General features: G+C 42.1%; 21 protein-coding genes. 13 read left to right on the top strand and 8 right to left on the bottom strand.

All coding sequences use genetic code 11. The features are described 5' to 3' along the window. Positions 1-10 precede the first annotated feature (10 nt). From PJ15_RS04020 to PJ15_RS04010, 3 genes are all read left to right on the top strand, one after another. Positions 11-2419: an FdhF/YdeP family oxidoreductase gene (locus PJ15_RS04020; RefSeq protein WP_047428223.1), complete on the top strand. Its 2409-nt coding sequence runs from the start codon at positions 11-13 to the stop codon at positions 2417-2419. 27 nt (positions 2420-2446) lie between these two features. Beyond that, on the top strand, positions 2447-3235 hold the full coding sequence (gene fdhD / locus PJ15_RS04015; protein ID WP_047428220.1) for a formate dehydrogenase accessory sulfurtransferase FdhD: 789 nt from the start codon (positions 2447-2449) through the stop codon (positions 3233-3235). A gap of 84 nt (positions 3236-3319) precedes the next feature. Further along, positions 3320-4261 (top strand): Dyp-type peroxidase, encoded by a 942-nt coding sequence (locus PJ15_RS04010; protein WP_004772746.1) that lies wholly within the window; start codon positions 3320-3322, stop codon positions 4259-4261. A gap of 44 nt (positions 4262-4305) precedes the next feature. Here PJ15_RS04010 and PJ15_RS04005 read toward each other — a convergent pair whose 3' ends face one another. The 4 genes from PJ15_RS04005 to PJ15_RS03990 form a co-directional block, all read right to left on the bottom strand. Next, complete coding sequence (locus PJ15_RS04005) at positions 4306-4701, bottom strand: acyl-CoA thioesterase (RefSeq protein WP_047428217.1); 396 nt, start codon at positions 4699-4701, stop codon at positions 4306-4308. An 85-nt stretch (positions 4702-4786) separates the two neighbouring features. Then, a complete protein-coding gene (adeC, locus tag PJ15_RS04000; RefSeq protein WP_047428215.1) occupies positions 4787-6187 on the bottom strand; it encodes an AdeC/AdeK/OprM family multidrug efflux complex outer membrane factor in 1401 nt (466 codons plus the stop codon). Positions 6188-6266: 79 nt separating this feature from the next. Then, positions 6267-9377 carry an efflux RND transporter permease subunit gene (locus PJ15_RS03995; protein ID WP_047428207.1) on the bottom strand — a complete coding sequence of 1037 codons (3111 nt, stop codon included), beginning with the start codon at positions 9375-9377 and terminating at the stop codon, positions 6267-6269. Then, positions 9377-10522 carry an efflux RND transporter periplasmic adaptor subunit gene (locus PJ15_RS03990; protein WP_047428205.1) on the bottom strand — a complete coding sequence of 382 codons (1146 nt, stop codon included), beginning with the start codon at positions 10520-10522 and terminating at the stop codon, positions 9377-9379. Before PJ15_RS03990 ends, PJ15_RS03995 begins: the two co-directional genes overlap by 1 nt. Before the next feature lie 145 nt (positions 10523-10667). Between PJ15_RS03990 and adeR the strand changes: the two genes are divergently transcribed. The 3 genes from adeR to PJ15_RS03975 all read left to right on the top strand — a co-directional run bounded on the left by adeR (position 10668) and on the right by PJ15_RS03975 (position 13668). Next, positions 10668-11399 (top strand): efflux system response regulator transcription factor AdeR, encoded by a 732-nt coding sequence (gene adeR, locus PJ15_RS03985; RefSeq protein ID WP_047428203.1) that lies wholly within the window; start codon positions 10668-10670, stop codon positions 11397-11399. Positions 11400-11441: 42 nt separating this feature from the next. After that, positions 11442-12521, top strand: a complete 1080-nt coding sequence (gene adeS / locus PJ15_RS03980; RefSeq protein ID WP_047428200.1) for a two-component sensor histidine kinase AdeS — start codon at positions 11442-11444, stop codon at positions 12519-12521. A 214-nt stretch (positions 12522-12735) separates the two neighbouring features. Further along, positions 12736-13668 (top strand): TauD/TfdA dioxygenase family protein, encoded by a 933-nt coding sequence (locus PJ15_RS03975; RefSeq protein ID WP_047428198.1) that lies wholly within the window; start codon positions 12736-12738, stop codon positions 13666-13668. 29 nt (positions 13669-13697) lie between these two features. Here PJ15_RS03975 and PJ15_RS03970 read toward each other — a convergent pair whose 3' ends face one another. Then, positions 13698-14315, bottom strand: a complete 618-nt coding sequence (locus PJ15_RS03970; RefSeq protein WP_004772738.1) for a TetR/AcrR family transcriptional regulator — start codon at positions 14313-14315, stop codon at positions 13698-13700. 487 nt (positions 14316-14802) lie between these two features. Here PJ15_RS03970 and PJ15_RS03965 point away from each other — a divergent pair, with 487 nt between their 5' ends. From PJ15_RS03965 to PJ15_RS03945, 5 genes are all read left to right on the top strand, one after another. Next, complete coding sequence (locus tag PJ15_RS03965) at positions 14803-15762, top strand: metal-dependent hydrolase (protein WP_004772737.1); 960 nt, start codon at positions 14803-14805, stop codon at positions 15760-15762. Positions 15763-16057: 295 nt separating this feature from the next. Next, positions 16058-17032 (top strand): metal-dependent hydrolase, encoded by a 975-nt coding sequence (locus PJ15_RS03960; protein WP_005258110.1) that lies wholly within the window; start codon positions 16058-16060, stop codon positions 17030-17032. Between the two features lie 39 nt (positions 17033-17071). Then, a complete protein-coding gene (locus PJ15_RS03955; RefSeq protein WP_047428196.1) occupies positions 17072-17896 on the top strand; it encodes an SDR family NAD(P)-dependent oxidoreductase in 825 nt (274 codons plus the stop codon). Positions 17897-17989: 93 nt separating this feature from the next. Next, positions 17990-19510 carry a flavin-containing monooxygenase gene (locus PJ15_RS03950; RefSeq protein WP_047428193.1) on the top strand — a complete coding sequence of 507 codons (1521 nt, stop codon included), beginning with the start codon at positions 17990-17992 and terminating at the stop codon, positions 19508-19510. 94 nt (positions 19511-19604) lie between these two features. After that, positions 19605-20483, top strand: coding sequence for a class I SAM-dependent methyltransferase (locus PJ15_RS03945; protein WP_047428191.1), 879 nt, complete (start codon positions 19605-19607; stop codon positions 20481-20483). Between the two features lie 75 nt (positions 20484-20558). Here the strand turns inward: PJ15_RS03945 and PJ15_RS03940 are convergent, their stop codons facing one another. Both PJ15_RS03940 and crp read right to left on the bottom strand, forming a co-directional pair. Next, positions 20559-21335: a M48 family metallopeptidase gene (locus PJ15_RS03940; RefSeq protein ID WP_004772729.1), complete on the bottom strand. Its 777-nt coding sequence runs from the start codon at positions 21333-21335 to the stop codon at positions 20559-20561. 203 nt (positions 21336-21538) lie between these two features. Then, a complete protein-coding gene (gene crp / locus PJ15_RS03935) occupies positions 21539-22246 on the bottom strand; it encodes a cAMP-activated global transcriptional regulator CRP (protein WP_004772727.1) in 708 nt (235 codons plus the stop codon). Between the two features lie 148 nt (positions 22247-22394). Here crp and PJ15_RS03930 point away from each other — a divergent pair, with 148 nt between their 5' ends. Then, a complete protein-coding gene (locus PJ15_RS03930; RefSeq protein ID WP_004772726.1) occupies positions 22395-22817 on the top strand; it encodes an OsmC family protein in 423 nt (140 codons plus the stop codon). A gap of 72 nt (positions 22818-22889) precedes the next feature. Here PJ15_RS03930 and PJ15_RS03925 read toward each other — a convergent pair whose 3' ends face one another. Next, positions 22890-23690: a M23 family metallopeptidase gene (locus tag PJ15_RS03925; RefSeq protein ID WP_047429153.1), complete on the bottom strand. Its 801-nt coding sequence runs from the start codon at positions 23688-23690 to the stop codon at positions 22890-22892. A gap of 262 nt (positions 23691-23952) precedes the next feature. Between PJ15_RS03925 and clpB the strand changes: the two genes are divergently transcribed. Beyond that, positions 23953-26532 (top strand): ATP-dependent chaperone ClpB, encoded by a 2580-nt coding sequence (gene clpB, locus PJ15_RS03920; protein WP_047428187.1) that lies wholly within the window; start codon positions 23953-23955, stop codon positions 26530-26532. Positions 26533-26549 lie beyond the last annotated feature (17 nt).

The following is a 26549-nucleotide window of genomic DNA, read 5'->3' as shown; positions in this document are numbered from 1 at the left end:
GGGCGACGCAATGGATAATTCAGAACAAACGGTTCATAAACAAGAAAATAATGGCTACGCGAGAATTGAGCCTTATACCCAGCCCGCTGGTGGATGGGGAGCATTGTTGAGTGTAGCGCGCAATCTCAAACGACAAGATATTCTCAAAAAAGGTTCGATTACTTTACTCAATATCAATCAGCCGACAGGTTTTGATTGTCCTGGTTGTGCTTGGCCTGAGAAAAAGGATGCCCATGCCTTTAACTTTTGTGAGAACGGTGCCAAAGCCGTTGCCTTTGAAGCTACCAGTAAGACCGTTACGCCGGAGTTTTTTGCCCAGCATACAGTGAGCTGGTTGGCAGAGCAGAGTGATTTCTATCTGGAAGATTTGGGGCGTTTAACCGACCCAATGCGTTATGATCCTGTTACCGATAAGTATGTTCCAATTTCTTGGGACGATGCATTTCAACTGATTGCCAAACATTTACAAGCTTTAGAGCATCCTGACCAAGCGGCTTTCTATACTTCTGGTCGTGCCAGCAATGAAGCAGCATTTTTATATCAACTCTTTGTCAGAAGCTTTGGAACCAATAATTTCCCAGACTGTTCTAATATGTGTCATGAAACCACCAGTGTCGGTTTAAAAGATGCAATTGGTCTGGGTAAAGGTACGGTGATTCTGGATGACTTCGATCAGGCTGATGCGATCTTTAGTTTCGGGCATAACCCGGGGACCAATCATCCACGTATGTTAGCTACCTTGAGAGAGGTCTCAAGACGTGGGGGTAACATTGTTGCGATTAACCCGATCAAAGAACGTGGTCTAGAGCGCTTTCAAGATCCGCAAGCGCCTCTGGAAATGATGACCAATGGCAGTACACCAATCAGTCGCTATTACTTCCAGCCAAAAATTGGCGGTGACTACGCGCTGATGTTCGGGGTAATGAAGCATTTACTGGAGTGGGACAAAAAAGCCCTTGCCAAAGGCGAGCATAGTGTTTTTGACCGCAGTTTTATTGAGATGAATACCATCGGTTTTGATGAGATGCTGGCGGAAATTGACCGTACCGCATGGTCAGAAATCCACAAGCATACTGGACTTTCAGCTGAGCATTTAGAGTCGATTGCCAAAATGTATCTGGATGCGAAAACGGCTATTTTCTGTTGGGGAATGGGGATTACCCAGCATCGTCATGGTACTGCCAATATTCATATGCTGGCCAATTTGATGCTGGCGCGTGGACATATCGGACGACCGGGTTCGGGGCTTTGTCCAGTCCGCGGGCATAGTAATGTGCAGGGCGACCGTACCATGGGTATCAATGAAAACCCAAGTGATAAGCTACTCGATAGTATTGATCGCGTATTTGGCATCAAGTCGCCGCGTAAACATGGTTTTGGCGTGGTTGATACTATCAAGGCAATGTACGAAGGTGATGTAAAAGTCTTTATTGGCCTAGGCGGTAATTTTGCCGTCGCAACGCCTGATACTCCTTATACCCAAGAAGCTTTACGTCGTTGTAATTTAACCGTCAATATTACCACCAAGCTAAATCGTAGCCATCTGGTGTGTGGTCAGGATGCATTGATGTTGCCTTGTCTAGGTCGTACGGAAGTGGATATGCAGGTGCATGGACCACAAGCGATTTCTGTAGAAGATTCGATGAGTAATGTGCATCTTTCAGCGGGACGTAATCCACCGATCTCTGAAAATATCTTGTCTGAACCCGATATTGTGGCACGTATGGCGGAAGCCGCGTTGCCTGAGAGTCATGTGAAATGGCGCTGGTATATTGAAAGTTATGATCGTATTCGTGACTCGATTGCCGATGTTTTTGATGAGTTTCATGACTTCAATCAACGGGTTTATCAACCGAGTGGTTTCCATTTAGAGCATCCAGCCAATCAGCATGTCTGGAATACCCCAAGCGGTAAGGCACAATTTTTGATTACGCCATTGGCCGAAGTATATGAGGATGAAGAAAACCAGTATGCCGCAGCTTATAGTGAGCAACAGGTGTATACCTTGATGACGACACGTTCACATGACCAGTACAATACGACCTTATATGGTCTGGATGACCGTTATCGCGGGGTATTCGGGCAGCGCCGTGTACTGTTTATGAATCAGGCCGATATTGATGCAGCAGGCTTTGAGGCTGATCAATGGGTCGATATTGAAAGTGTGTTCTCGGATGGGGTTAAACGGATTGTCCATAGTTTCCGTATCGTGCCTTATAACATTCCACAAGGCAGTCTGGCAGCGTATTATCCTGAAACCAATCCATTGGTGGCCTTAGGCAGTCATGATAAATATGCCAAAATTCCAGCATCAAAAAGTATCCCTGTGATCCTGCATGCAGGACAGGCGCCTGAGCATTTTAACTTAGCGGTTGCAGTCGATCCTGAACATGCCAATGAACGGGTAGGTGGCGTCTAGTTGCGCGTCTAAGTAAAGAGGTCAATTGTGGATACCAAAACACGCGGCTATGAAACGGTGCAAGTGCATCGTTTCCATCAGGATCATTCTGAAGATGAAATGGATTATATTGTTCAGGAGTATCCTGTAGCACTGATTTATAATGGGATTTCTCATGCGGTCATGATGGCAACGCCATCAGACCTTGAGATATTTGCCAAGGGTTTTAGTCTTTCGGAAGGGATATTACAAAGCTTAAACGAATTGTATTCGCTTGAAATTCGTCACAATGCATTAGGCATTGAGGTCGATATGACGATTTCATCGCGTGCATTTATGGCTCTCAAGGAACATCGCCGCATGATGGTGGGACGTACTGGTTGTGGTTTATGCGGGATCGAGAGCTTAAAGCAATTTTATGCCGATCTACCTTTGGTGAGCAGCGAGGTTTCGTCCTTGTGGCTCAAGCAAATTCCAAATGCCATTGCTCAACTGAAAGCTCGCCAAAAAATTACTGAACTCACTGGTGGTGCGCATGCTGCGGCGTGGGTGGTACAAGGGCAAATCGTGGCACTGTTTGAAGATGTTGGCAGGCATAATGCCTTGGATAAATTACTTGGTCATCTGGCGGAGCAAAAACTGAATGTTGCCGAGGGTTTTGTGGTGATGACCAGTCGCGCCAGCTATGAGCTGATCCGCAAATGTGCACAATATAATATTGGACTATTGGCGACCATTTCTGCACCCACCAGTATGGCGATTGAAATGGCAAAGCAATTAAATCTCACCTTAGCCAGTTTTTGCCGTGGTGATAGCTTTGTTTTGTATACGCAATAATAGTAAAAAATTGTGATTTGTTTGATCTCTAATGCATTGATTTGTGTAGGATATGAGCATTAAGTTTTTTTATTCCCAAATATTATGAATATACCTTTAAGACCTCAGCCTGTGATCAACAATCTTTCAGGTGAAAATGCTTTATTTATCGTACTTGGCATCAACACCAACCCAGATCATTCAGGGGTGATTGATTTTCTCGCCAATTTTTCAGCCTTAGTCCGCAGCCTGACCAACCGTTTTCCAAACAGCAATTTCAGTGCTTCGGTGGGGATCGGCTCAAATGCTTGGGATTTACTGTTCCCTGATCTAAATAAACCGAAAGAACTGGCACCATTTCAAGAGATTAAAGGGCCGAGACATACTGCGGTCGCAACAACAGGTGATTTATTCTTTCATATCCGTGCCAATCAAATGGCAATTTGCTATGAACTTGCCTCAATTTTGCATGAGCAATTAAAAGAAGATACTTACCCAATTAGCGAGACCAAAGGTTTTAGATACTTTGATGGTCGCGCGATTATTGGCTTTGTCGATGGGACTGAAAACCCTGAGCATGAAATTGCCAAAGAGATTGCTTATGTCGGTTCAGAAGATGCTGAGTTCTTAGGTGGCAGTTATGTATTTATTCAAAAGTATTTACATAATATGGAAATGTGGAAGGGCTTAACTACTGAAGAACAGGAAAAAGTGATTGGTCGAAAGAAATATGACGATGTTGAGCTTGGCGATGATGTCAAACCGCAAAGTGCACATAATGTCGCGAGTAAGGCACATGATGCTGACGGGAATGAACTTAAAATTTTAAGAGCGAATATGCCATTTTCCAATCCAACTGAAGGGGAGTATGGCACCTTCTTTATTGGCTATTCACGTTCTTTTAATATCACCAAAACCATGCTTGAGAATATGTTCTTGGGTAAAGAAACTGGTCATGTCGATCGCTTACTCGATTTTAGTACACCTGTTTCAGGGAGCTTATTCTTTGTGCCAACCTTTGATTTTCTCGAAGATTTAGGCGAGTAATTAAGAACCGCTGAAATGAATGTGTTTATTTCAGCGGGAAATATTTATGGAGTGATCAAGTATTGTTGCAACTGGGTTCGGAATTGATCTGGGATACGACCTGATTTTTGTGTACTGAAATCGAAATACACCTGAACCGCTTTGCCACGCGCAACGCAATGCTCATTTTGCCATGCTTCATGGGCAACAACGAATGAAGAATTTCCAATCTGTTCGATCCATGTTTTGATTTCGATGTCCGCACCGTAATAGATTTGGGCAACAAAATCGACTTCAACCCGTGCCAGAATCAAAGGCAGATTTTTGATGTCCATGCCGGGATTAAATAGGCGGAAAACTGGTTCACGTGCAGTTTCAAACCAACCTGTGATGACAGTATTGTTGATATGTCCGAAAGCATCGGTTTCATAGAATCTAGGTGTAATCGAAAGTGTAAACATAGTTGAATGGTTATTTTCTTATTTAAACTCAAATACTATAAGGGCTGAATATTTAAAAATCAGCCCAAATAATCGACTTAAGCGTTTACGAAGCCTGAGATAAGCCGCCACCTAAAGCTTTATAGAGTTCGATCTGATTATTTAATTTGGTTTGTTCCAGCAGCAGTAGACCTTGTTGAGCCGCATAGGCAGAACGTTGTGCATCCAGCACCGTCAAATAACTGTCAATGCCTGCTCTAAAACGGGCCGTAGATAATTTATAGGTGGTATCGGTTGCAGCAACCAAACGGCGTTGTGCACTCAAACGATCCTCAATATGGGCACGGGCAGCCAGCGCATCATTGACTTCACGAAAAGCGGATTGAATGGCTTTTTCATAATCTGCAATAGCAATTTTTTGCTCTGTTTCAGAAATTTTAATATTGGCTTTACGCGTTCCCCAATCAAAAATTGGAAGATCAATACTTGGCCCAACTGACCAAGAGAAACCTCCTGACTTAAATAAATCTTTGAGATCTGTCGATGCATATCCCGCTGAACCTGTCAGGCTAATGGTCGGGAACATACGTGCTTTTGCTGCACCAATATTTGCCCCAGCAGCAAGTAGTTGATATTCAGCAGCTTTCAGGTCGGGACGATTATTGAGTAAATCACTGCTAAGGCCCGTTGCAAAGCTGCGTTCAGCACTGATATTTTTCACGGCTTGATTCGGCAGGAGATTTTGAGGCACCGCTTGACCAGCCAATAGATCCAGTAGGTTTTGTGCTTGTGACACTTGAGTTTTATAGGTTGCGACATCATTTCGGGCGGTTTCAACTGAAATCTGTGCCTGTCGTAACGGAACTTCACTATCAATCCCGACATCAAAACGTTTCTTGTTGAGGTTAAATGAATCGAGCTGTGCTTTTAAGGTTTGCTCAGCCAGATTTAAATTGGCCTTTGCATAGGCATAATTCAACCATGCTTGGCTGACCTGACTCACCAGACTAATTTGAGTGGCATCTCTGGCACTTTGGGTGGCAAGATAATTATTCAGCGCTGCATCTTTTAAACTCTGTACACGACCCCAAAAGTCTAACTCATAAGCAGTTACGCCAAGGCCGACTTGAAAGGTGGAATAAGGATTATTTGGATTTACAGTAGGGTTAACCTGTCTTACAGCGCTGCCAGTCGCACCAATGGTCGGTAATTGGTCATTTTTGCTGATTTGATATTGTTGCTGTGCACGTTGAATATTCAGCGTTGCAGTACGTAAATCACGGTTGTGATTTAAACTGATTTCAATCACTTGTAATAAGCGCGGGTCAGAAAAAAATTGTTGATAACCTTGATTGGCAATCGAATTTCCAGTTGTGGTTTGAGAAAAATTTTGTGGAATATCCGATTGAATCACAGGTTTTGGTGCCTGCATATTCATACACGCCGTCAAGGCAATTGAGAGCGTAGAGACAAGCAGGCCACGAGATAAGACAGTCGCTTTAGACATGGTCTTCTCCAAATAAGATAAGAATAAATGCAGAGGAGGAGGCAGAGGAAATCCGTTGATTCCCTCTGCGCAATGTCATTTAAGATGGATTTTTTTGCTTCGAAGAAAACAGCTTTTCAACTGCACCCAGAATGAAAATGAAGAACACGGGTACAAAGAAGATTGCCAAAATTGTCGCTGAAATCATGCCACCAAATACACCTGTACCTAAGGCATGCTGTGTTTCTGAACTGGCACCAGAAGCGATCACCAGTGGAATCACACCACAGGTAAAGGCCAGCGAAGTCATCAAAATCGGGCGTAAACGAAGTTTAGCTGCGGCAACGGTGGCCTCGACTAAACTCATGCCTTCTTCTTTCAGCATCTTGGCAAATTCGACAATCAGGATCGCATTCTTGGCAGATAAACCAATAATGGTAATCAGGCCAATTTTAAAGAACACATCATTCATCAAGCCTCGAGACATAATCGCAACGATGGCACCAAAGATACCCAAAGGCACGACCAGCATCACTGAAAGCGGAATTGCCCAACTTTCATAAAGTGCAGCCAGAACAAGGAATACCACCAACATAGAAAGGGCAAGTAAGAACGCCATCTGCGATTCAGATTGCTTTTCCTGTAAGGAAATACCCGTCCATTCATAGCCGATGCCTTTTGGTAATTTGGCAATCAGGTTTTCCATTTCACGCATGGCATCGCCTGATGAAGTATCAAAGTTTGGGATACCTGCAATACTCAACGATGGGCGACCGTTATAGCGGTTATATTGCTGTGGTGCTTTATTCCATTGCGGTGTGACCACTTCTGATAAAGAGACCAATTGACCATTTGAACCCATCACTTTCAGATTCAAAATATCTTTTAATTGCATTCGTGATTTGGCATCGACCTGAACAATGACTTGTTGCATACGTCCCTGATTTGGGAAGTCATTGATATACATCGAGCCCATTGACGTTGAAATGATGTCAGAAACGTCAGAGAATTTCACACCAAGAACATTCAATTTCGCACGGTCAATTTTTAAAGAAATATTGTCACCTTGCGGTAAGCCTTCATTCCAAACCATATAGAACTTTTTATTCTTGGCTGCCATTTCCATTAACTGGTCTTGTGCAGCTAACAGCGCAGGCATACCCAGATTCGCACGGTCTTGTAAGCGTAAGCTGAAACCGGCAAATGTCCCAAGTTCATCAATGGCAGGTGGAAGCACCGCCATGGTTGCACCTTCTTTGCTATGTGCCATTGTTTCATTGACGACGTTGGTCATTTCGCTGGCACTTGAGGTACGCTCTTTAAAATCTTTGAGCGTGGTAAAGGCAATACCCACGTTTTGACCCGCACCACTGAAACCCCAGCCCATAATGGTGGTATTACTTTTGACATTCGGATTGTCTTTTAAACTGTTTTCAAACTCATTGACGACGCCTCGCGTTCTTTCAGCAGTGGCATCAGAAGGCAACTGGAACGAAGTCAGGAACCAGCCTTGGTCTTCTTCTGGCATAAAGGCGGTTGGCCAGTATTTCATGCCTGCAAAAGTAAGACCTGTAATGACCACAAAAATCGCCATCATTGGAACGCTATGCTTGATCACTTTCAGCAGGATCAATTCATACTTTTTAGTAACTTTATCGAAGCTACGGTCAAACCATGCAAAGAAACCTTTCTTTTGATGATGTCCATCAATCGGTTTGAGGATAGTGGCACACAACGCAGGGGTCAAAATCAATGCCAATAATGCCGAGAACAGAATCGACACCGACATGGTTAAGGTAAATTGTTGATAGATAATGCCGACCGAACCACTGGCAAATGCCATCGGTAAGAATACTGCTGCCAAAACCAAGGTAATACCAATAATCGGGCTGGTGATTTCCTTCATGGCTTTGGATGTCGCTTCTTTCGGTGGCAGACCTTCAGTTGCCATAATCCGTTCGACGTTTTCCACCACCACAATTGCATCGTCGACGATAATCCCGATGGCCAGTACCATACCAAACATGGTCAGTACGTTAATCGAGAAGCCTGCCATGAGCATGACTGCAAAAGTACCCAACAACGCAATCGGTGCAACAATGGCGGGAATTAAGGTATAGCGGACATTGTGCAAGAATAAATACATGACAATGAAAACCAGAACCATGGCTTCAAGTAAGGTATGAATTACTTTTTCGATTGAAATTTTAACGAAAGGCGCGGTGTCGTAAGGAATACTGAATTGCATGCCTTCTGGTAAATTGAGTTTTAATTCTTCAATTTTTTCTCTGACACCTTCAGCCGTTTTTACTGCATTGGCACCCGGACTGAGCTGAATCGCAGCAGCCGTTGCAGGTTTACCATTTTCTAAAATTGCAAAGTTATAGGCTTGTGAACCCATCTCCACATTAGCAACGTCAGACAGTTTAATGACACTACCACTGGTCTTACTTTTGAGACTGATATTTTTGAATTGTTCAACATCGCCCAATTGACCTTCGGCAGATAAGGGAATTGTGATCAATTGACCTTTGGCAGCAGGCAGATCACCCAGTCGACCGGGTGCAATCTCGACGTTATTTTCACGGATGGCATTGTTGACATCACTAATCGACAGGCCGTAAGACACCAGTTTGTTTGGGTCAACCCAGATACGCATGGCTTTTTCAGCACCGAAGGATTGAACTTTACCTACGCCTTCAACACGTTTCAGTTCTTCGACCACGTTACGGACCAGATAATCACTCACGTCAACTTCAGAATATTGCCCATTCGGTGAGTTAATCCCAACAAGCATCAGGAAGCCTGATGAAGAAGCCTCAACTTGTAAGCCTTGTTGGCGAACCACTTGAGGTAAACGTGCTTCAACAGCCTTGATCTTGTTTTGTACATCGACCTGCGCCATTTCAACATCGGTACCCGGTTTAAAGGTCGCCGAAATCTGGGCTGTACCTGAGGTATCCGTGGTCGCGCTGTAGTAAAGTAGGTTTTTAACCCCAGATAATTCCCGTTCGATCAAAGTCACAACGCTGTCATTGATCGTTTTGGGAGTTGCACCCGGATATACCGCAGTAATGTTGACTTGAGGCGGCGCCACACTTGGAAAGCGGGCAATCGGTAATTTGGGAATACTAAGGACCCCAAATAAAATAATGAAAATCGCAATCACCCATGCAAACACAGGGCGGCGAATGAAGAATTGTGACATCATCATTGAGCTCCTTGTGTTGCAGGAATTTTCCAGTTGCTGATTTCAAGTTTTTGATTGGGCTGAATACGGTCAATACCTTCTACAACCACTTTATCGCCTGTTTTTAGGCCTTTATTGGCAATATAGAATTGATCATATTGTTGTCCCAGCTCAATCGGGCGAATCTCTGCTGCACCTTTGGCATTGATTACATAGACTTGCGGCTCGCCATTAATATTGCGTTGTACTGCTTGTGCTGGAATCAATAAAGCTTGAGGGATCGAAGCACGGTCAATATTGACACGCACATACATACCCGGAAGTAATTTTCTTTCAGGATTATTCACTTCGATACGAATGGTGACATCGCCAGTTTCAGGATCAACATTGATGTCTTCAAAGAGCATTTTCGCTGTGACGTTATAGGCTTGACCATGACTATTTGAAATACGTACCGTTTTTTCATTATTGGCAGAAAGCTCACCACTTTGTAGCGCGGCTTGTAAACGTTCGTATTCACCAATCGACTGTTTTACATCGACATACACCTTGTCAATTTGCTGTACAGTCGCCATGGTATTGGCATCACCTTGGCTGACCAAAGCACCTTCGGTCACAAATGACTGTCCAATACGACCTGAAATCGGGGCACGTACCGTAGCATATTGCAGATTCAGGTTTTGACGGGTGAGTAGCGCTTTCATCTGGGCAACATCGGCTAAGGCCTGACGATATTCAGCTTGTGCATTACTGACTTCTTGCTTACTGATTGCATTGCTTGGCAGTAATTGTTCATATCGTTCCAACTGAACTTTTAAACGCACTACTTCCGCTTCAGCTTTATTGAGGGAAGCTTTGTTGCTATTCACATCAGCCTGAAAAGTTTCCGCGTTAATTTTATAAAGTGCTTGGCCTGCTTTAACTTCACTGCCTTGTTTAAATAGCACTTTTTCAATAATACCGCCAACCTGCGGGCGGATCTCGGCAGTACGGAAGGCCTGTACACGTGCGGGCAAGTTTTCGCTAAAGTTGACTGCTTGTGGTTGAAGACTTAACACGCTCACTTTGGCAAGCGGTGTTTCAGCAGGTTTTGCCTCGTCAGAACCACAGCCTTGTAGCACAAGCCCGATGGATAAAAATAATGGAAGTAATAAACGCTTTTGCATTCTGTCCGACCTTGGGAGTTTTTGATGCTGACATTATTTTCCTGCTTTGTGTAACCAACATCGGGGAAGTGTGGAAAAAGTGTGGAGATCGGCAGATAAATCAGCGTATCATGCAAAATGACCGTAGTTATTCGATGATTGATTCATGTTTGAAGCCTCATTTTCTTTTGATTGCCGTGATAAGCAGATTCTCGTCGTAGAAGATGAGTACGATATTGGCGATATTATTGAGCACTACTTAAAACGTGAAGGCATGCAGGTGCTTCGAGCCATGAATGGTAAGCAAGCAATTGAAATTCATGCTGCTCAGCCGATTGACCTGATTCTGCTGGATATAAAATTACCTGAATTAAATGGCTGGGAAGTACTGAGCAAAATCCGCCAAAAAGCCCAAACTCCCGTGATTATGCTGACTGCACTGGATCAGGAGATTGATAAAGTCATGGCCTTAAGAATTGGTGCGGATGACTTTGTGGTCAAGCCTTTCAATCCCAATGAAGTGGTCGCACGGGTGCAGGCTGTTTTGAGAAGAGCACAACAAAATCAGCAAGCGCAAAATAAAAATCTGCTATATAAAAATATTGAGATTCACACGGCCATTCACAGTGTGTATGTTCATCAGCAAGATCGGAAAACCTTACTGAATTTAACTTTGACAGAATATAAAATCCTGATTCTGATGCTGGAGCACCCGCATAAAGTATTTACCCGAAGTGAGCTGATGAGTTACTGCTTACCCGATAGCGATGCTTTGGAGCGGACAGTGGATAGTCATGTCAGTAAATTAAGAAAAAAACTCGAGGAGCAGGGACTAGAGCAGGTCTTAATTAATGTTCGTGGTGTGGGTTATCGTTTTGATCATCCCCATACCTTTTAATTTTGAGTTTCAGATATTCGTACAAGTGGTTTGAGAAATAACATGAAAAATAAGTCAGGCATTAGTAAACAGCTCTTTATCGCTTTAAGTATTGTGAACTTAAGTGTGACGCTGTTTTCGATTTTTCTTGGCTATTTCATCTATAACTACGCGATTGATGCGGGCTGGCTGACTTTAAGTTCATTGCAAGACGACTGGACTGAATTCCATTTTGTTGACTGGATCTGGTTGGGAACCGTAATTTTTTGTGGCGCGGTGATTTCTTTAATCATTGGAATGTTTCTTGCTCAGCGTTTTATTAAACCGATTAATTATCTGGCGGAAGCTGCACAAAAAATTAGTCAAGGAGATCTTTCAGCCAGAGCAGAGGATAGCCAGATTCATTCCGCTGAAATTTCTGAACTCATGCATAATTTTAATAATATGGCGAAAAAATTAGAAAGTTCGGTCGAAAATGCTCAGGTCTGGAATGCCGCAATCGCCCATGAATTAAGAACGCCCATCACCATTTTGCAAGGACGTCTACAAGGTGTTCTCGATGGTGTGTTTAAGCCTGATGAAGCTTTGTTTAAAAGTTTGTTAGGTCAAGTGGAAGGGTTATCACATCTGGTGGAGGATTTGCGGACTTTAAGTCTGGTTGAGAATCAGCAACTCAGGTTACATTATGAAGCTGTTGATCTAAAAGTCCTTGCAGACAACGTATTGAAACTGTTTGAACATCGTTTACAGCAAGCAGGATTAGAACCTGTACTTGAGATTTCAACGACCCCAGTAAATTGTGACCAACGCCGTATTGAGCAAGTGTTTATGGCATTGATTGATAATGCCATTCGCTATGCCAATGCTGGAAAACTGAGCATTTCTTCAAAATTAGCTGTAGATTATTGGATCATTCAAATTGCTGATCAAGGGCCCGGTATTGCTTCTGAATATCAGCAGGATTTATTTGATCCTTTTTTCCGACTTGAACAGTCCCGTAATAAAGAATTCGGTGGAACAGGGTTGGGTTTGGCAGTTGTGCACGCGATTGTCGTCGCTCATAAAGGGACGATTGAATACAGCAATCCTGCCAATAATAGTGTGTTTATCATTAAGCTGCCTGCAACATCGTCTTCTGTATAGATGACACCACTTTTGCTGTTTAAACAGAGCGAAGCTGGACAAATCCAAGCACGCTGATTTTATAATCATAAAAACAAATAAATTAATATAAAAATATTGGTTCTTATATTAAATCGTTTGCATATATTTAATGAGATCACTCATTTTTGTGATTGAGGAATTGTGAATAAAATTCAACGTTAAAAAATATAATGAATGATCTATAGGAAAGAAAATGACAGCACTTACACAACTTTCAGCCGCAATTGAAAGTGCTCCACGTTGGCATGAATATAAGAAACATCGTTTAGATACTGTAAAGATTACACCCATTGAAGGTGCATTGGGTGCAGTTGTGACTGGGCTAGATGCAAGTAAACCTCAAAGCGGGGAAGTGATCCTCAAGCTAAAAAAGGCATTGCATGAATATTTAATTCTGGTTTTCAAGGCACAAGAGTTGGAAGACAATGACTTACTCGCTTTTGCCAGTTATTTTGGCGGGATTTTCCGTCCACCAACAGATATTCCGGTATTGGCAACGCGGAATGATACCAATGCGCCACCCGATATTGTGCCTGTATCCAATGCGGTTGGAGAGGGGGATTATACTGGTCATGGGGAACTTACCCCGCATAGTGATCATCACTGGACCCCACAGCCTTCTAGTGGATCTTTACTTTATGCAATTGAACTTCCAAAAGATGGCGGCGCAACCAGTTGGTATAACACTGTTCAGGCGTATGAAGACCTTGATCAGGAAACCAAAGACGAAATCGAAGGGCTGCAACTGATTACTTATAATCCATTCTTGCGATTAAAGGATAAAAGCTCGATTCCCAAATATCGCTTCTATGATCAACCTGTATTAGGTGCTGCATTTCCACATCCATTGGTCCGTACGCATTCTGAGAGTGGTCGCCGTGGTATCTATCTTGATGCACAAACCGAAGTGGAAGTTGTCGGGTATGATGACAAAAAAGGTGCTGCATTGATTGAACGCTTAAGAGCGCACATTGTGCAACCTCAATATCGTTATGAACATCAGTGGGAAATTGGAGATATTGTTTATTGGGATAATCAGTTGACCTTGCATTCGCGGACCGCTTTTCCTGCCGAGCAACGTCGTTTACTGAAACGTGTCAGTTTGGCAGGTGCAAGACCATTCTAAAATGAAACTGAGCCAGTGAAAGCTGGCTTTTAATTTCCAGCTTTTGCCAATTCTGCTTCGATATAACTAATAATCATGGTACTTAGACCTTTGACCATTTCATCAAAGCTGATTTGTGGATTGGGCAAGATCAAGTGTCGTGCGACATTAAAGATACTACTATTAATGCTGATATAAGCAGTCACACTAAGATTATTCACTTTCAAATAACGAGGATGGCGAATCATATATTTCATCAATACTTCCATCAGTGCCATTTCGATCTGACCAATATATTTTTCGTACTTGAGTTCAGTCGCATAACGAAGGCAAATCAGATAACGATCATCATCACGCGTCAGCAAGTCCCTAAAGGTATAGAAAATCATTTCGAATAATGGTTCCAGCTCTTGCTCAATAATGATGGGGGTGAGCTCTTTCACCATATCCAAAACTTCTTTGACAAAGGTTTTTGCCATCGCGTCATAGATTTCTTCTTTATTCTTGAAGTATTCATACAGCGAACCGACGCTTACACCTGCAATATCAGCAATATGCCGTGTGGTGGTGCCGCTGGTACCGTTGGTTGCAACTGCAATAAAACCTGCTTCAATAATGGTGTCTACGGTCACTTTCGAACGCGACTGACGTGGTTTACGTGTAGCCATAAAGTATTATTATTAAAATCCGAACATAACTTCAGATTAACATGTGCAGCAATTGGTTGAAAGTGCCAGTCCAGTAATCCGAACAAATAAAATTACAAGTTTTTTAAATTTGTTTTTAATCATGTAATAAATAAGTATACCTGAAATGAAAGCATTCAATTTTTAGAAAATATTAATTTTAAATTTTAAATTAATATATTGATAATTATATATAAAAATAGATTCGTATCATCATAAAAGATTTTTTTAGAGAAAATTTCCTTTAAAACTGACTTGTTTAAAATTGAGAAAAAACCATAAAAATTACCCGAATTGAATCCGAACATAAGATCGGTTTACAGTTGCTTTATACGAGGATCAGGTTCAAGAAAATCTCCCGAATATTTTTTCGTACTTTCCTGTCAGTTGGGACAGTCGAAAAGAGATGAACCAGACGAAAAGAATGTAAAAGGGCAAATGACGCTCAAGTGACTAGGTAGGTGTAGCCATGATTAGCAGCACATTAAGGAAAGGTTTAAGCTTATTTAAATCGAATCCAATAACTGAGCAAATCGATTTTGCGAGTAAAAAAAGTATTCCAATTCGTCATTTAGCAATCGGATTTGAAGGCAAGGAAGTTGATTTATCATTCTATATGAACAATCAATTCGCAACGATTTTTTTCGCTACGCTTTCTGTATTTTTAACCTACGGCGAAGATCTAGTGATTGAGACAGCACGTCATCACCGAGACTTACTCAAAGATCCTGTTTTAAAACAACGTGTCACTTCATTGATTGGACAAGAAGCAATTCATTCAAAACTACATAATGAATTTAATGATGCGATTGTTGAGCTAGATTACCCTGTAAAACTCTATCGCTTTCTGGGCGAGCAATTCTTTGAATATATTTTCTTGAAATTTCCGCAACCTCTAAAACTTTCTCTCATGGCGGGGATTGAGCATTTCACCGCAGTATTGGCTGAATATATGATGGAGCATGAGCAGAACTTCTATTTCTCGGATGACGCCAAAACCCGTGCTTTATGGATGTGGCATATGCTGGAAGAGTCAGAGCACAAAGATGTTGCCTATGATGTCTATCAGACATTGAATGGTAATTATGCGTTACGTGTTTCAGGCTTCTTCTTGGCTTATTTCACGATTTTAGGTCTTATCCCGTTCTCAGCAACTTTGGTGCCTATTTTCCGTAAGCCACAAGAAATGCTCACTACAAAATTCTGGAAAGATGCACGCCGTGGAGTGAAGCTGATTTTTAGTCCGAAAGATGGTGTTTTTGGTAGTACCCAAGGCCGTATTTTTGATTATTTACGGACTGACTTTCATCCAAATGATCATGATGCTTCAGCTTATTTTGCCTACTATGAGAAGAAGCTTTTATCTGAGGGTGGTGCCTTACATCCATTCTTTGTAAAAGAGTTCACACCTAAAGTACAGGCAGCTTAATCACAGCATTGATTAAGGGCAGCAGAGGTTGCATTTGTATGGATATGTCGAGTTGGCAAAATCGCTCATGTGGATATGAGCAATTTGGTTCTAGTCATATTTGATCTGTGCACTATGCTGTCAGGAACTTACTTAATAAGCCGAGTACAAAAGGCTTATTAGGAGAAATGACAGAGCATTGACTTAAATTATTTAAGGATTGAATCAAGTAAAATTGCAGAAATAATCTTATAGACAATTTTATTTTCAATCGATGTGCTGTTGTTGGACTTTTATTCTCTCTGGGGATCAAGCCATGGTTGCTCAAATGATTCGAAATGTCTTTTCAGACAAATTAAGCACGAAATATCAGGGGATTATTCAGAACCTAGCAAATAAATCGCCCATTCCAATTCGTCATTTTGACTTTAAGTTTAATCCGTCAGAACTAGATGAACGATTTTTCTTAAATAAAGAATTAGCAACTTCTTACTTTCATGCCTTATCCATTTTCTTAACCTTTGGTGAAGATGTGGTGATCGAAACGGCACGTCACCATCGTGATTTTATTGATGATCCGATTTTAAAACAAAGACTGACTTCTTTGATTGGTCAGGAAGCCATTCATTCAAAAATACATAATCAGTTTAATGACGAAGTGCTGAAAGAAAATGGCTATCCAGTCGAGTTGCTACGTGCGATTGCTGGCAAGGTGTTTGATTATGGGATCTATAAACTTCCACAGTCTTTACAGCTTTCATTGATGGCCGGCATTGAACATTACACGGCTGTGCTTGCTGAATTTATGATGCAGCACGAAGAATATTTACTTGGCTCACAAGATGAAAGACAACGTGCCATGTGGATGTGGCATATGTTGGAAGAGTCAGAGCATAAAGATATTGCCTATGATGTGTTCCTTGAGTTGTCTGGTGATTATTGGCTCCGAATCACAGGTTTCCTGTTGGCCAGTTTGACGATTTTAGGAGGTGTTTCACTGGGTGGCTATCTGATGCCATTTGTACGGAAACCAAGCAATCTGATTAATCCTCGCTATATGAAAGATATTGTGGAGAGTACCGCGTTGTTATTTGGTAGTGAACGTGGCGTGTTCGGTAGCAGTTTCATGCATATTCTTGAGTATCTGCGTCCAAGTTTCCATCCCAATGACCATGATACGACTGCGTATATGGCGTACTACAAAGAGCGTTTATTGAATCCTGAAACAGGTTTATTAAGCCCTTATTTCCTTAAAGAGTTTGTGCCACCTGTACGTGCAGCTTCTGCATAACTTGGTCCAAGTCAATATGATATTGCTGGGAAAACAATGATGAGATTATTTGCTAAGAAAACCAAGCCAAGCCAAAAAGCATTTGCTGTGGTGACGGGTGCCGGAAGCGGGATTGGTCGTAGTTTTGCGCTTGAACTGGCGAAACGTGGCGGCACTGTGGTGTGTTCAGATATCAATTTAGACGCAGCCAGAGAAACCGTAGCGCAGATTGAAGCGCTAGGTGCGAAAGCATTTGCGGTGAAATGTGATGTTGGCAATGCCAAGCAAGTAGAAAAGCTGGCAGAACAGGCTGAGCAATTGATGCAACATCCAACCACATTGGTCATCAATAATGCTGGTGTTGGTTTAGGCGGCAAGTTTGATGAAACTTCGCTGGAAGACTGGAAGTGGGTCTCTGATATCAATTTATGGGGCGTTATCCACGGTTGCCATTATTTCGTACCTAAATTTAAACAGCTCGGTCGTGGTGCGATTATCAATGTTGCATCTGCGGCATCTTATACAGCTGCACCCGAAATGACAGCCTATAACGTGACTAAAGCGGGTGTACGTGCATTATCGGAGACGCTTTCTGCTGAGCTTCGTAAACATAACATCAAGGTGAATGTACTTTGCCCAACGCTGGTACCAACCAACATTATCAAGAATGGCAAAGTCCCACATAAAGGGATTCTGGACTATGCATTGACTAATCTGGCGTTTACCACCAGTGACAAGGTCGCAAAGCTGACGCTAGACCGTCTGGATAAAAATGAGCTTTATACTATTCCACAGATTGATGCCAAGTTATTCTGGCTCATGAAACGTACGGCACCAAATTTATATGCAAAATTTTTGGGCACATCATATCGATTTATGAAATAACCCTGATTAAGCAACAGAACTGAAAGAGTGAAATAAAGAGAGAACCTGTTGGTAATCAACTATTTCAGCTACATGATACAAAGGACATTTTAAATGACAGCTCAAGCAAAAAAATTAAATTCAGCTGAAGGAAAGGCTTTACCCTCGCACATTTACGATACTTTTATCGTTGGTGCAGGTATTTCAGGTATTGCGACAGCAATTCGTCTGGATCAGGTAGGGTATAACAACTACAAAATTATTGAAAAAGCGACGCGTGTCGGTGGCACATGGCGTGAAAATACTTACCCAGGTTGTGGCTGTGATGTACCCTCAGCTTTATATTCCTACTCATTTGCGCCAAGTGCCAAATGGAGTCACTTGTTTGCGCGTCAACCTGAAATTCTGAACTACTTAGAAGAAGTGAGTGAAAATTTTGGGGTGAACTCAAAAATCGAGTTTGGTACGGAATTACTCAATGCAGCATGGGATAACCAGCGTAATCTCTGGGTGATTGATACCAATAAAGGGCAATACTTGTCTAAGACCGTGATTTTTGCAACAGGGCCGATTACTGAAGCACAAATTCCAAAACTTGACGGACTGGAAACTTTTAAAGGTGAAATGTTCCATTCAGCTAAATGGAATCATGATTATGATTTGACAGATAAACGTATTGCAGTGATTGGTACAGGGGCATCTGCCATTCAGTTCGTACCGCAGATTCAGCCAAAAGCCAAAGAGCTGTATGTATATCAACGTACTGCGCCGTGGGTGGTGCCAAAACCTGATACCGACTTGGGTGATGTCAGCAAAGCGCTGATCGAGAAGTTTCCATTGATTCAAAAGACTTGGCGTAAAACGGTTGCCCAGTCTCTAAATGCGATCAACTTTGGTTTACGTAATCCTGCTGTGTTAAAACCTGTGGGTGAATTGGCAAAACTGATTTTACGCTTCCAGATTGAAGATCCTGAACTGCGTAAAAATGTGACGCCGAACTTTACCATTGGCTGTAAACGTTTATTGTTCGCCAACAACTATTATCCTGCTTTACAACAACCGAATACTAAACTGATTCCACATGGATTGGTGAAGGTCGAAGGTAATACCGTTGTTTCAGCAAATGGTGAACGTCATGAAGTGGACGTAATTATTTGGGGAACAGGTTTTGAGGTGTCTCATCCACCGATTGGCAAACGTGTTTCAAATGAAAAAGGCGAATGCCTGAATGATTTATGGAAAAGCAGTTCGCCAGAAGCCTATTTGGGTACCAGCATTGAAAATGTGCCGAATGCATTCTTGGTATTGGGGCCTAACGTACTGGTTTATGATTCATTTATTGGCTTGGCTGAAGCTCAGCTGGATTATATCGTAGATGGTCTACTTAAAATCAGAGACAAAGGCATTGCCAAACTCAACATTAAGCCTGAAGTGATTAAGCAGCATAATGAATTGGTACAGAAACATCTTAAAACCACTGTGTTTAATGCGGGTGGATGTAAGAGTTACTATTTAGATGCCAATGGTCGTAACTTTGCTGCTTGGCCTTGGTCATTGAAAAAGTTGAAGCAACGTTTAAAACGTATGGACTTGAATGATTATCAAGTGACCTATCAGACTGAAAAAACCAACTGATTCTAGATCAATCATCAAAGAGCAGTAAATTTTATCTAAGGATGGAATTTGCTGCTTATTTTTTGCAAGATAGAAAGAAATATGGGGGAAAATAATGAAAGAAGGACAATCAAGCCGAACGGCGGAAGCGGCTGCCGCATTGCGTGCCAATCATTTTCAGAATGCCGCAGATCCTGTCTTTGCAGATCCTTTTGCATTCGAGCTAACCAGTAAAGGCTGGAAGGCATTGCTCAGAACGCCATTAACCGTCAAGCTAATGAATTCTTCTGTGTTTAACCGCACCTTGGGCTTATTAACAGGACAAGTGGTAGGACGTTCACGTTATGCAGAAGATCAGCTCTATGCAGCCATTGAACGTGGTGTCGAGCAATATGTCTTGGTGGGTGCGGGACTAGATTCATTTACCTTGAGGCAGGCACAACAATTTCCTCAGCTCAAGATTTACGAAGTGGATCATCCTGATACCCAAGCCGAAAAACAAAATAAATTACGACAATTGGGAGAGCTCCCAGCGAATGTGGAGTTTGTTGCAATCGATTTTGAAAAAGAATCTATTGCAGACGCTTTGGCTCGTAGTTCGTTGAAGCAAGATCAAGCAGCTTTTTTCTCGTGGCTGGGCACAACGCATTATCTTGAACCAGAAACAACCCTCAATACCTTAGCTAGCATTGCAAAAATTGCTGCACAGGGAAGTGAAGTGGTTCTGGACTATTCAATCGATTATCGGGAGTTGGAAGGTATTGAACGTTTCGGAACCTTATTTGTCTCCCAATTTACCCGATTTTTAAAGGAACCCCTAAAAGGACAATTTAGACCGAAAGCATTGCATCAAGCTGTTGCTGAAATGGGGTATAACGTGATTGAAGATTTATCAGGTGATGGGTTAAGTGAGCGTTATTTTCATGCGCGTCCAGATCATATCCGTCATACCATTGCAACGCATATGTTGCACTTACAGTTAGCTCAACGTTGATGATTCAGAGGCACGAATAAAAAAGCCCTTAAATACACATAGGCACTTAAGGGCAGATGCTGCTAATGCTATGGATTAGCGGCGTTTATTATAAACGGCCATCGCTGCTGGCAGGTTTTTACGCATGTCGCTGATACGTTGTGTATTTGATGGGTGAGTTGACAAGAATGAACTGCCACCAGCGCCATCTAAGCGATTCATTTTTTCCCACAGACTGATTGCTGCATTCGGGTTATAGCCTGCTTTTGCCATCAACATTAAACCGCCGTAATCGGCACGGCTTTCAAGGTTGCGAGAGTAAGGTAGACCGATACCAACCTGACTGCCTAAATCAATTGCAGCGCCACCTAGATCACCAATGCTGTTGCCTGCATAAGATTTACCAATCCCAATTGCAAGATTAGTTAACGCTTGTGCACCGATTTTACTCTTTGCATGTTCTTCTAAGGCATGCGTCATTTCATGGCCCATCACCGCTGCAATTTCGTCATTGGTCAGGTTGAGCTTATTAACAATACCTGTATAGAAGACCACTTTACCGCCTGGTGCAACATAAGCATTGACCGTATCAGATTTTAATACCGCAAGTTGCCAATCAAAACGTTGGCCTGTCTGATTCATTTGATCCGCATAAGGTTTTAAGCGGTTGAATACGGTGTTGATACGTTGATATGTACTTGAACTACTATCCAACTGGTTTTTAGCGCGCGCTTCCTGAGTCATTTTTGAGAAACTTTGTGCTGATTGCGCGTTTAAAGTCGCGCTGTCCGCACCAGCCATATCTGCGAACGATGCGCAGCCAGAAATTGTCATTACAGTTACAGCGCAAAGGCTTAAAGCTAATTTCTTCATACTTATTCTCTCCAAATCAGTATCTTATGAATATAGTCATGATCACGGTGGATTATAAAAAATGTTTACACCAGTTAACATTCTGAATACCTCTATAATCATTGTAATTATGTAATCAGCAATCGTTATAATTTTTGATTTAAAACATAAAAGCCAGTGACATTGCACTGGCTTTATAGCGATTAATCTGATCTTAGATCAAATTAATCTTCGTCATCATACTCATCTTCAGGGAATGCATTTTCTTCCAAAGAAGCATCAAAGATTAAGATGGCTTTACCGTCAGTTTGAATCATGCCTTGATCTTCAAGTGTCTTGAGGACACGTCCAACCATTTCACGAGAACAACCGACAATACGACCAATCTCTTGACGGGTAATACGAATCTGACGACCATTTGGCAGAATCATTGCCTCTGGTTGAGCAGATAAGTCAATTAAACAACGCGCGATACGACCAGACACATCAATAAATGCCAGATCGGTCACTTTACGTGTCGTGTTTTTAAGACGGCGAACCAGTTGAGCAAACACAGCATAGCTTAAGTCTGGATATTGTTTACTTAACTCATGGAAATTGTCGTAAGTGATTTCTGCGATTTCGCAGACATCGCGTGTACGTACTTCTGCGGTACGTTGAGGGTTCTTTTCAAAAAGCCCCATTTCGCCAAAGAAGTCGCCTGGATTTAAGTAGGCAACTACGATTTCACGTTCGTCATCTTCACGTAAGATAATTGACACTGAACCTTTTAATATTAAATACAGTGATTTTGATTCCGTTCCAGCGTCAACAATCGTGGTGCGTTTAGGATATCTATTAATATGAGCACGTTTTAGCAGCGCTTTAACTGATTCAGGTAGTTGACCTGGTGATAAAGCATCAGTGCTAAGTTGTGAAAAATTTGAAGTCATGCTTAAAATTTCCGAATTTGGATAAAACCGATCGCACAGACCCTTGAAAGAGCCTTTTCTACACAGAAGAGATGAAATTCCTTATCAACTCATTTTATGTTAGTGTACAAGAACAGAGTAAATTTATAACGTTTTTCGGGTAGTTGCAATGCAAACAAGTGTACATTGGTTAGAGAATGTTGCTTTTGAAGCAAAATCAGAAAGTGGCCACAGTGTGGTGATGGATGGTTCTGCCGAATATGGGGGTGAAAACCGTGGTCCACGTCCTATGGAATTGATTTTAATGGGACTTGGTGGGTGTGCTTCGTTTGATATTGTGACTATTTTAAAGAAATCTCGTCAAGATGTGACAGATGTCGTATGTCAGCTTAAAGCAGAAAGAGCAGATAGCATTCCAGCGGTGTTTACCAAAATTCATTTGCACTTCGTTGTGACTGGTAAAGCTGTGAAATCTAAACAGGTGGAAAAGGCAGTCGAATTGTCTGCTGAGAAATATTGTTCAGCCAGTAAAATGCTGTCTGATGGTGGTGTCGAAATTACCCACGACTTCGAAATTATTGAAGCTGCGTAAAGCTTAAACTATTAAGTTTTGCTAAAAAGTGATCTGTTTTTGAACCGATCACTTTTTTATTTGTTGCTCTGTTTATTTTAAAAATAATTGTGGATCTACCCGAGCATTATTCAGGCTCATGCCCCAGTGTAAATGTGGGCCTGTTACGCGTCCTGTTTTACCGACCAGCCCAAGTATCTCACCTTGCTGGATGCGTTGGCCTTTCTCTACATTAATTTTGCTGAGATGGCAGAACATACTGATCAGCCCCTGACCATGATCAATCAGTACCGTATTACCATTAAAGAAATAATTGCCTGTTCCTACAACAACTCCATCCGCAGGGGCTACGACTTTCTGTCCTACAGGTGCTGGAATATCGAGGCCAGAATGTGGTGCGCGTTCTTCACCATTAAAAAAGCGTTTTCTGCCAAAAGAGTTGCTAAATTTACCTGCGGTAGGGCGGATGAAATTGGGAAAGCTATTCCAGTTACTTTGAGTAAATGAACTATAAATATCATTTTGCTCTTTTGCTTCACGTGCATAGCGGTCGAGCTGATCCTGATTAGGATTGACATAATCCTGATTCTTGACGTTTAAACGTTGTTCCGCATAACGGTATGGCGTTACTTCGATCTGAATCGGAGAAGCATTGGTGGTTAAGCTCAAACTGCCTAATGGCGCAGAAAGTGGAATACCAAATACTGCATATCGTTGTGCGCCTTCTTGTGTAATGAGTACAGGTTTTTGCTCATAAAAGACTTGAGTGGTATTTGCTGTCAAGGGAATGACTGCAATCCCACCAGCGCGGCGAGAATCTTGTGGAAGTTGGGCAAATGCCGAATGAAGAGGAAGTAGGCAAGCTGCGCCAAGTAAAAATTTTTTTAAGTACATGAGCATCATTTTGAATCAACTAAAGTGTTAAGCTAAATCGTTCGGTCAAAAATCACAATAATGATTTTGTTCAGAATCGAATAGACAGAAAAATTATACAAAAGATACTTGAAATAGATTGTTTATACACCCATATTATAACTGAGTTTTATCCATTCTTTGTTTTATAAAATATTGAAAAATATATAAATTTCATTTGAAATTTAGAAAAGCGTTCCCATTTAAGTGATAAGTTAGAAATTTGTTGTGAGGAATAACAAGAATGCGATTTGAAAAATTTACAAACCGCTTACAGCAAGCACTCTCAGATGCACAATCATTGGCAATGGGTAAAGACCATACCTCGATTGCAGGTATTCATATTCTTTCTACCTTATTGGAAGAACCTGCCAATTTGAGTTTGCTGCAACAAGCGGGTGCACGTTTACCAGAGTTAAAGCAGAAACTGGAACAAGCATTGCAAAATGCGCCAACCTTGGCTAATCCTACGGGTGATATCAATCTCAATCCTGAAGCGGTAAAGGCGCTGAATTTAGCTGACCGTTATGCACAGAAAGCAGGTGATGAGTTTTTATCAACCGATTGGGTATTACTCGGTCTGGCAGAAACAGGCGAAACTAAAACCATTTTAAATGGCGTGGGTGTTACGCCAGATAGTTTACGTAAAGTAATTGAAAATATTCGAGGAAATGACAAAGTCATGAGCAATAATCATGAAGATCAACGTGACTCACTCAATAAATACACCATTGATTTAACTGAACGTGCCTTAGCGGGCAAACTTGATCCCGTGATTGGTCGTGATGACGAGATTCGCCGTACCATTCAGGTGTTATCGCGCCGTACAAAAAACAACCCAGTGTTGATTGGTGAACCAGGGGTGGGTAAAACAGCGATTGTTGAAGGTTTGGCACAACGTATTATCAATGGCGAAGTCCCAGAGAGTTTAAAGAACAAGCGTGTGCTTTCACTTGACTTGGGTTCATTACTTGCGGGCGCAAAATATCGTGGTGAATTTGAGGAGCGTTTAAAAGCAGTCCTTAAAGATCTTGCGAAGCACGAAGGTGAGATTATCCTGTTTATTGACGAGCTGCATACGCTTGTTGGCGCAGGTAAAGGTGATGGCGCGATGGATGCAGGTAATATGCTAAAACCTGCTTTGGCGCGTGGTGAGCTCCGTTGTGTGGGCGCGACCACTTTAGATGAGTACCGTCAATATATTGAGAAAGATGCTGCGCTTGAGCGTCGTTTCCAGAAAGTGTTGGTCGATGAGCCGAGTGTAGAAGATACTATCGCGATCTTACGTGGCCTTAAAGAAAAATATGCAACCCATCACGGCGTGCAAATTCTCGATTCAGCCATTATCGCTGCGGCGAAGATGTCTCATCGTTATATTACTGATCGTCAATTACCAGATAAGGCGATTGACTTGATTGATGAGGCTGCATCGCGGATTAAAATGGAAATTGATTCTAAGCCAGAAGCTTTGGATAAACTTGATCGCCGTTTAATCCAGTTGAAAATGCAATTGGAAGCGGTGAAAAAAGATGAAGATGCGGGTAGTAAAGCCGAAGTAAATCATCTTGAGCAACAGATTGCTGAAAAGCAAAAAGAATACAACGATCTTGAAGAGATCTGGAAAGCTGAAAAAACACTGGTTGAAGGTGATAAAAAGGCACAGGTTGAACTTGATCAGGCGCGTAGTGCTTTGGAAAAAGCCAAACGTGAAGGTGATTTGGCTGAAGCTGCACGCTTGCAATATGGTGTCATTCCAGAGTTGCAAAAACGTCTGGAACAAGCTGAAGTTGCTGAGGAAAATGAAGAACCGAAGCTGATTCGTACCAAAGTCACTGAAAACGAAATTGCTGAAGTCGTGAGTGCGGCAACAGGAATTCCTGTGGCGAAAATGCTGCAAGGTGAGCGTGAAAAACTTCTCAATATGGAAGAGTTTTTACATAACCGTGTCGTGGGACAGGATGAAGCTGTGGTTGCGGTGTCTAATGCAGTACGTCGTTCACGTGCAGGTTTATCTGACCCGAACCGTCCAAGTGGATCATTCTTGTTCCTTGGTCCGACAGGTGTGGGTAAAACGGAGCTAACCAAAGCATTGGCCAACTTCTTGTTTGATAGCGACGATGCCATGATTCGTATTGATATGTCCGAATTCATGGAAAAACATTCTGTCAGCCGTCTAGTCGGTGCGCCTCCAGGCTATGTCGGTTATGAAGAAGGTGGTGTTTTAACTGAAGCCGTTCGTCGTAAGCCGTACAGTGTGGTGTTATTCGATGAGGTGGAAAAAGCACATCCAGATGTATTCAATATCTTATTACAAGTATTGGATGATGGTCGCTTAACGGACTCACAAGGTCGTGTGGTTGACTTTAAAAATACGGTCATCGTAATGACCTCTAACCTAGGTTCGCAAGATGTACGTGAACTTGGAGAAGGTGCAACCGATGATGAAGTACGGGCAGTGGTGATGAGTGCGGTAACGCAGCATTTCCGTCCAGAGTTTATCAACCGTATTGATGAGCTGGTCATTTTCCATTCTCTGCAAAAAGCACAGATTCGTGGTATTGCAGACATTCAGTTAGATCGTTTACGTACACGTTTGAGTGAACGTGATATGGGCTTAACTGTGGATGACACTGCTTTTGATCTGTTGATTGATGCTGGTTTCGATCCTGTATATGGTGCGCGTCCATTGAAACGGGCGATTCAGCAACAGGTTGAAAATAGTCTGGCTCAGAAAATCCTGTCTGGTGAGTTCCAGCCTGGAGACAATATCCTGATCAAAGGTGAGAATGGTCATCTGGTATTTGATAAGTTAAAACTGAGCTAAGCGGAAGTTTTAATGTT

Origin of the sequence: Acinetobacter sp. neg1 (assembly GCF_000788125.1) — a bacterium.
GTDB lineage: Bacteria > Pseudomonadota > Gammaproteobacteria > Pseudomonadales > Moraxellaceae > Acinetobacter > Acinetobacter vivianii.
This window is presented reverse-complemented; position numbering and strand designations above follow the sequence as displayed.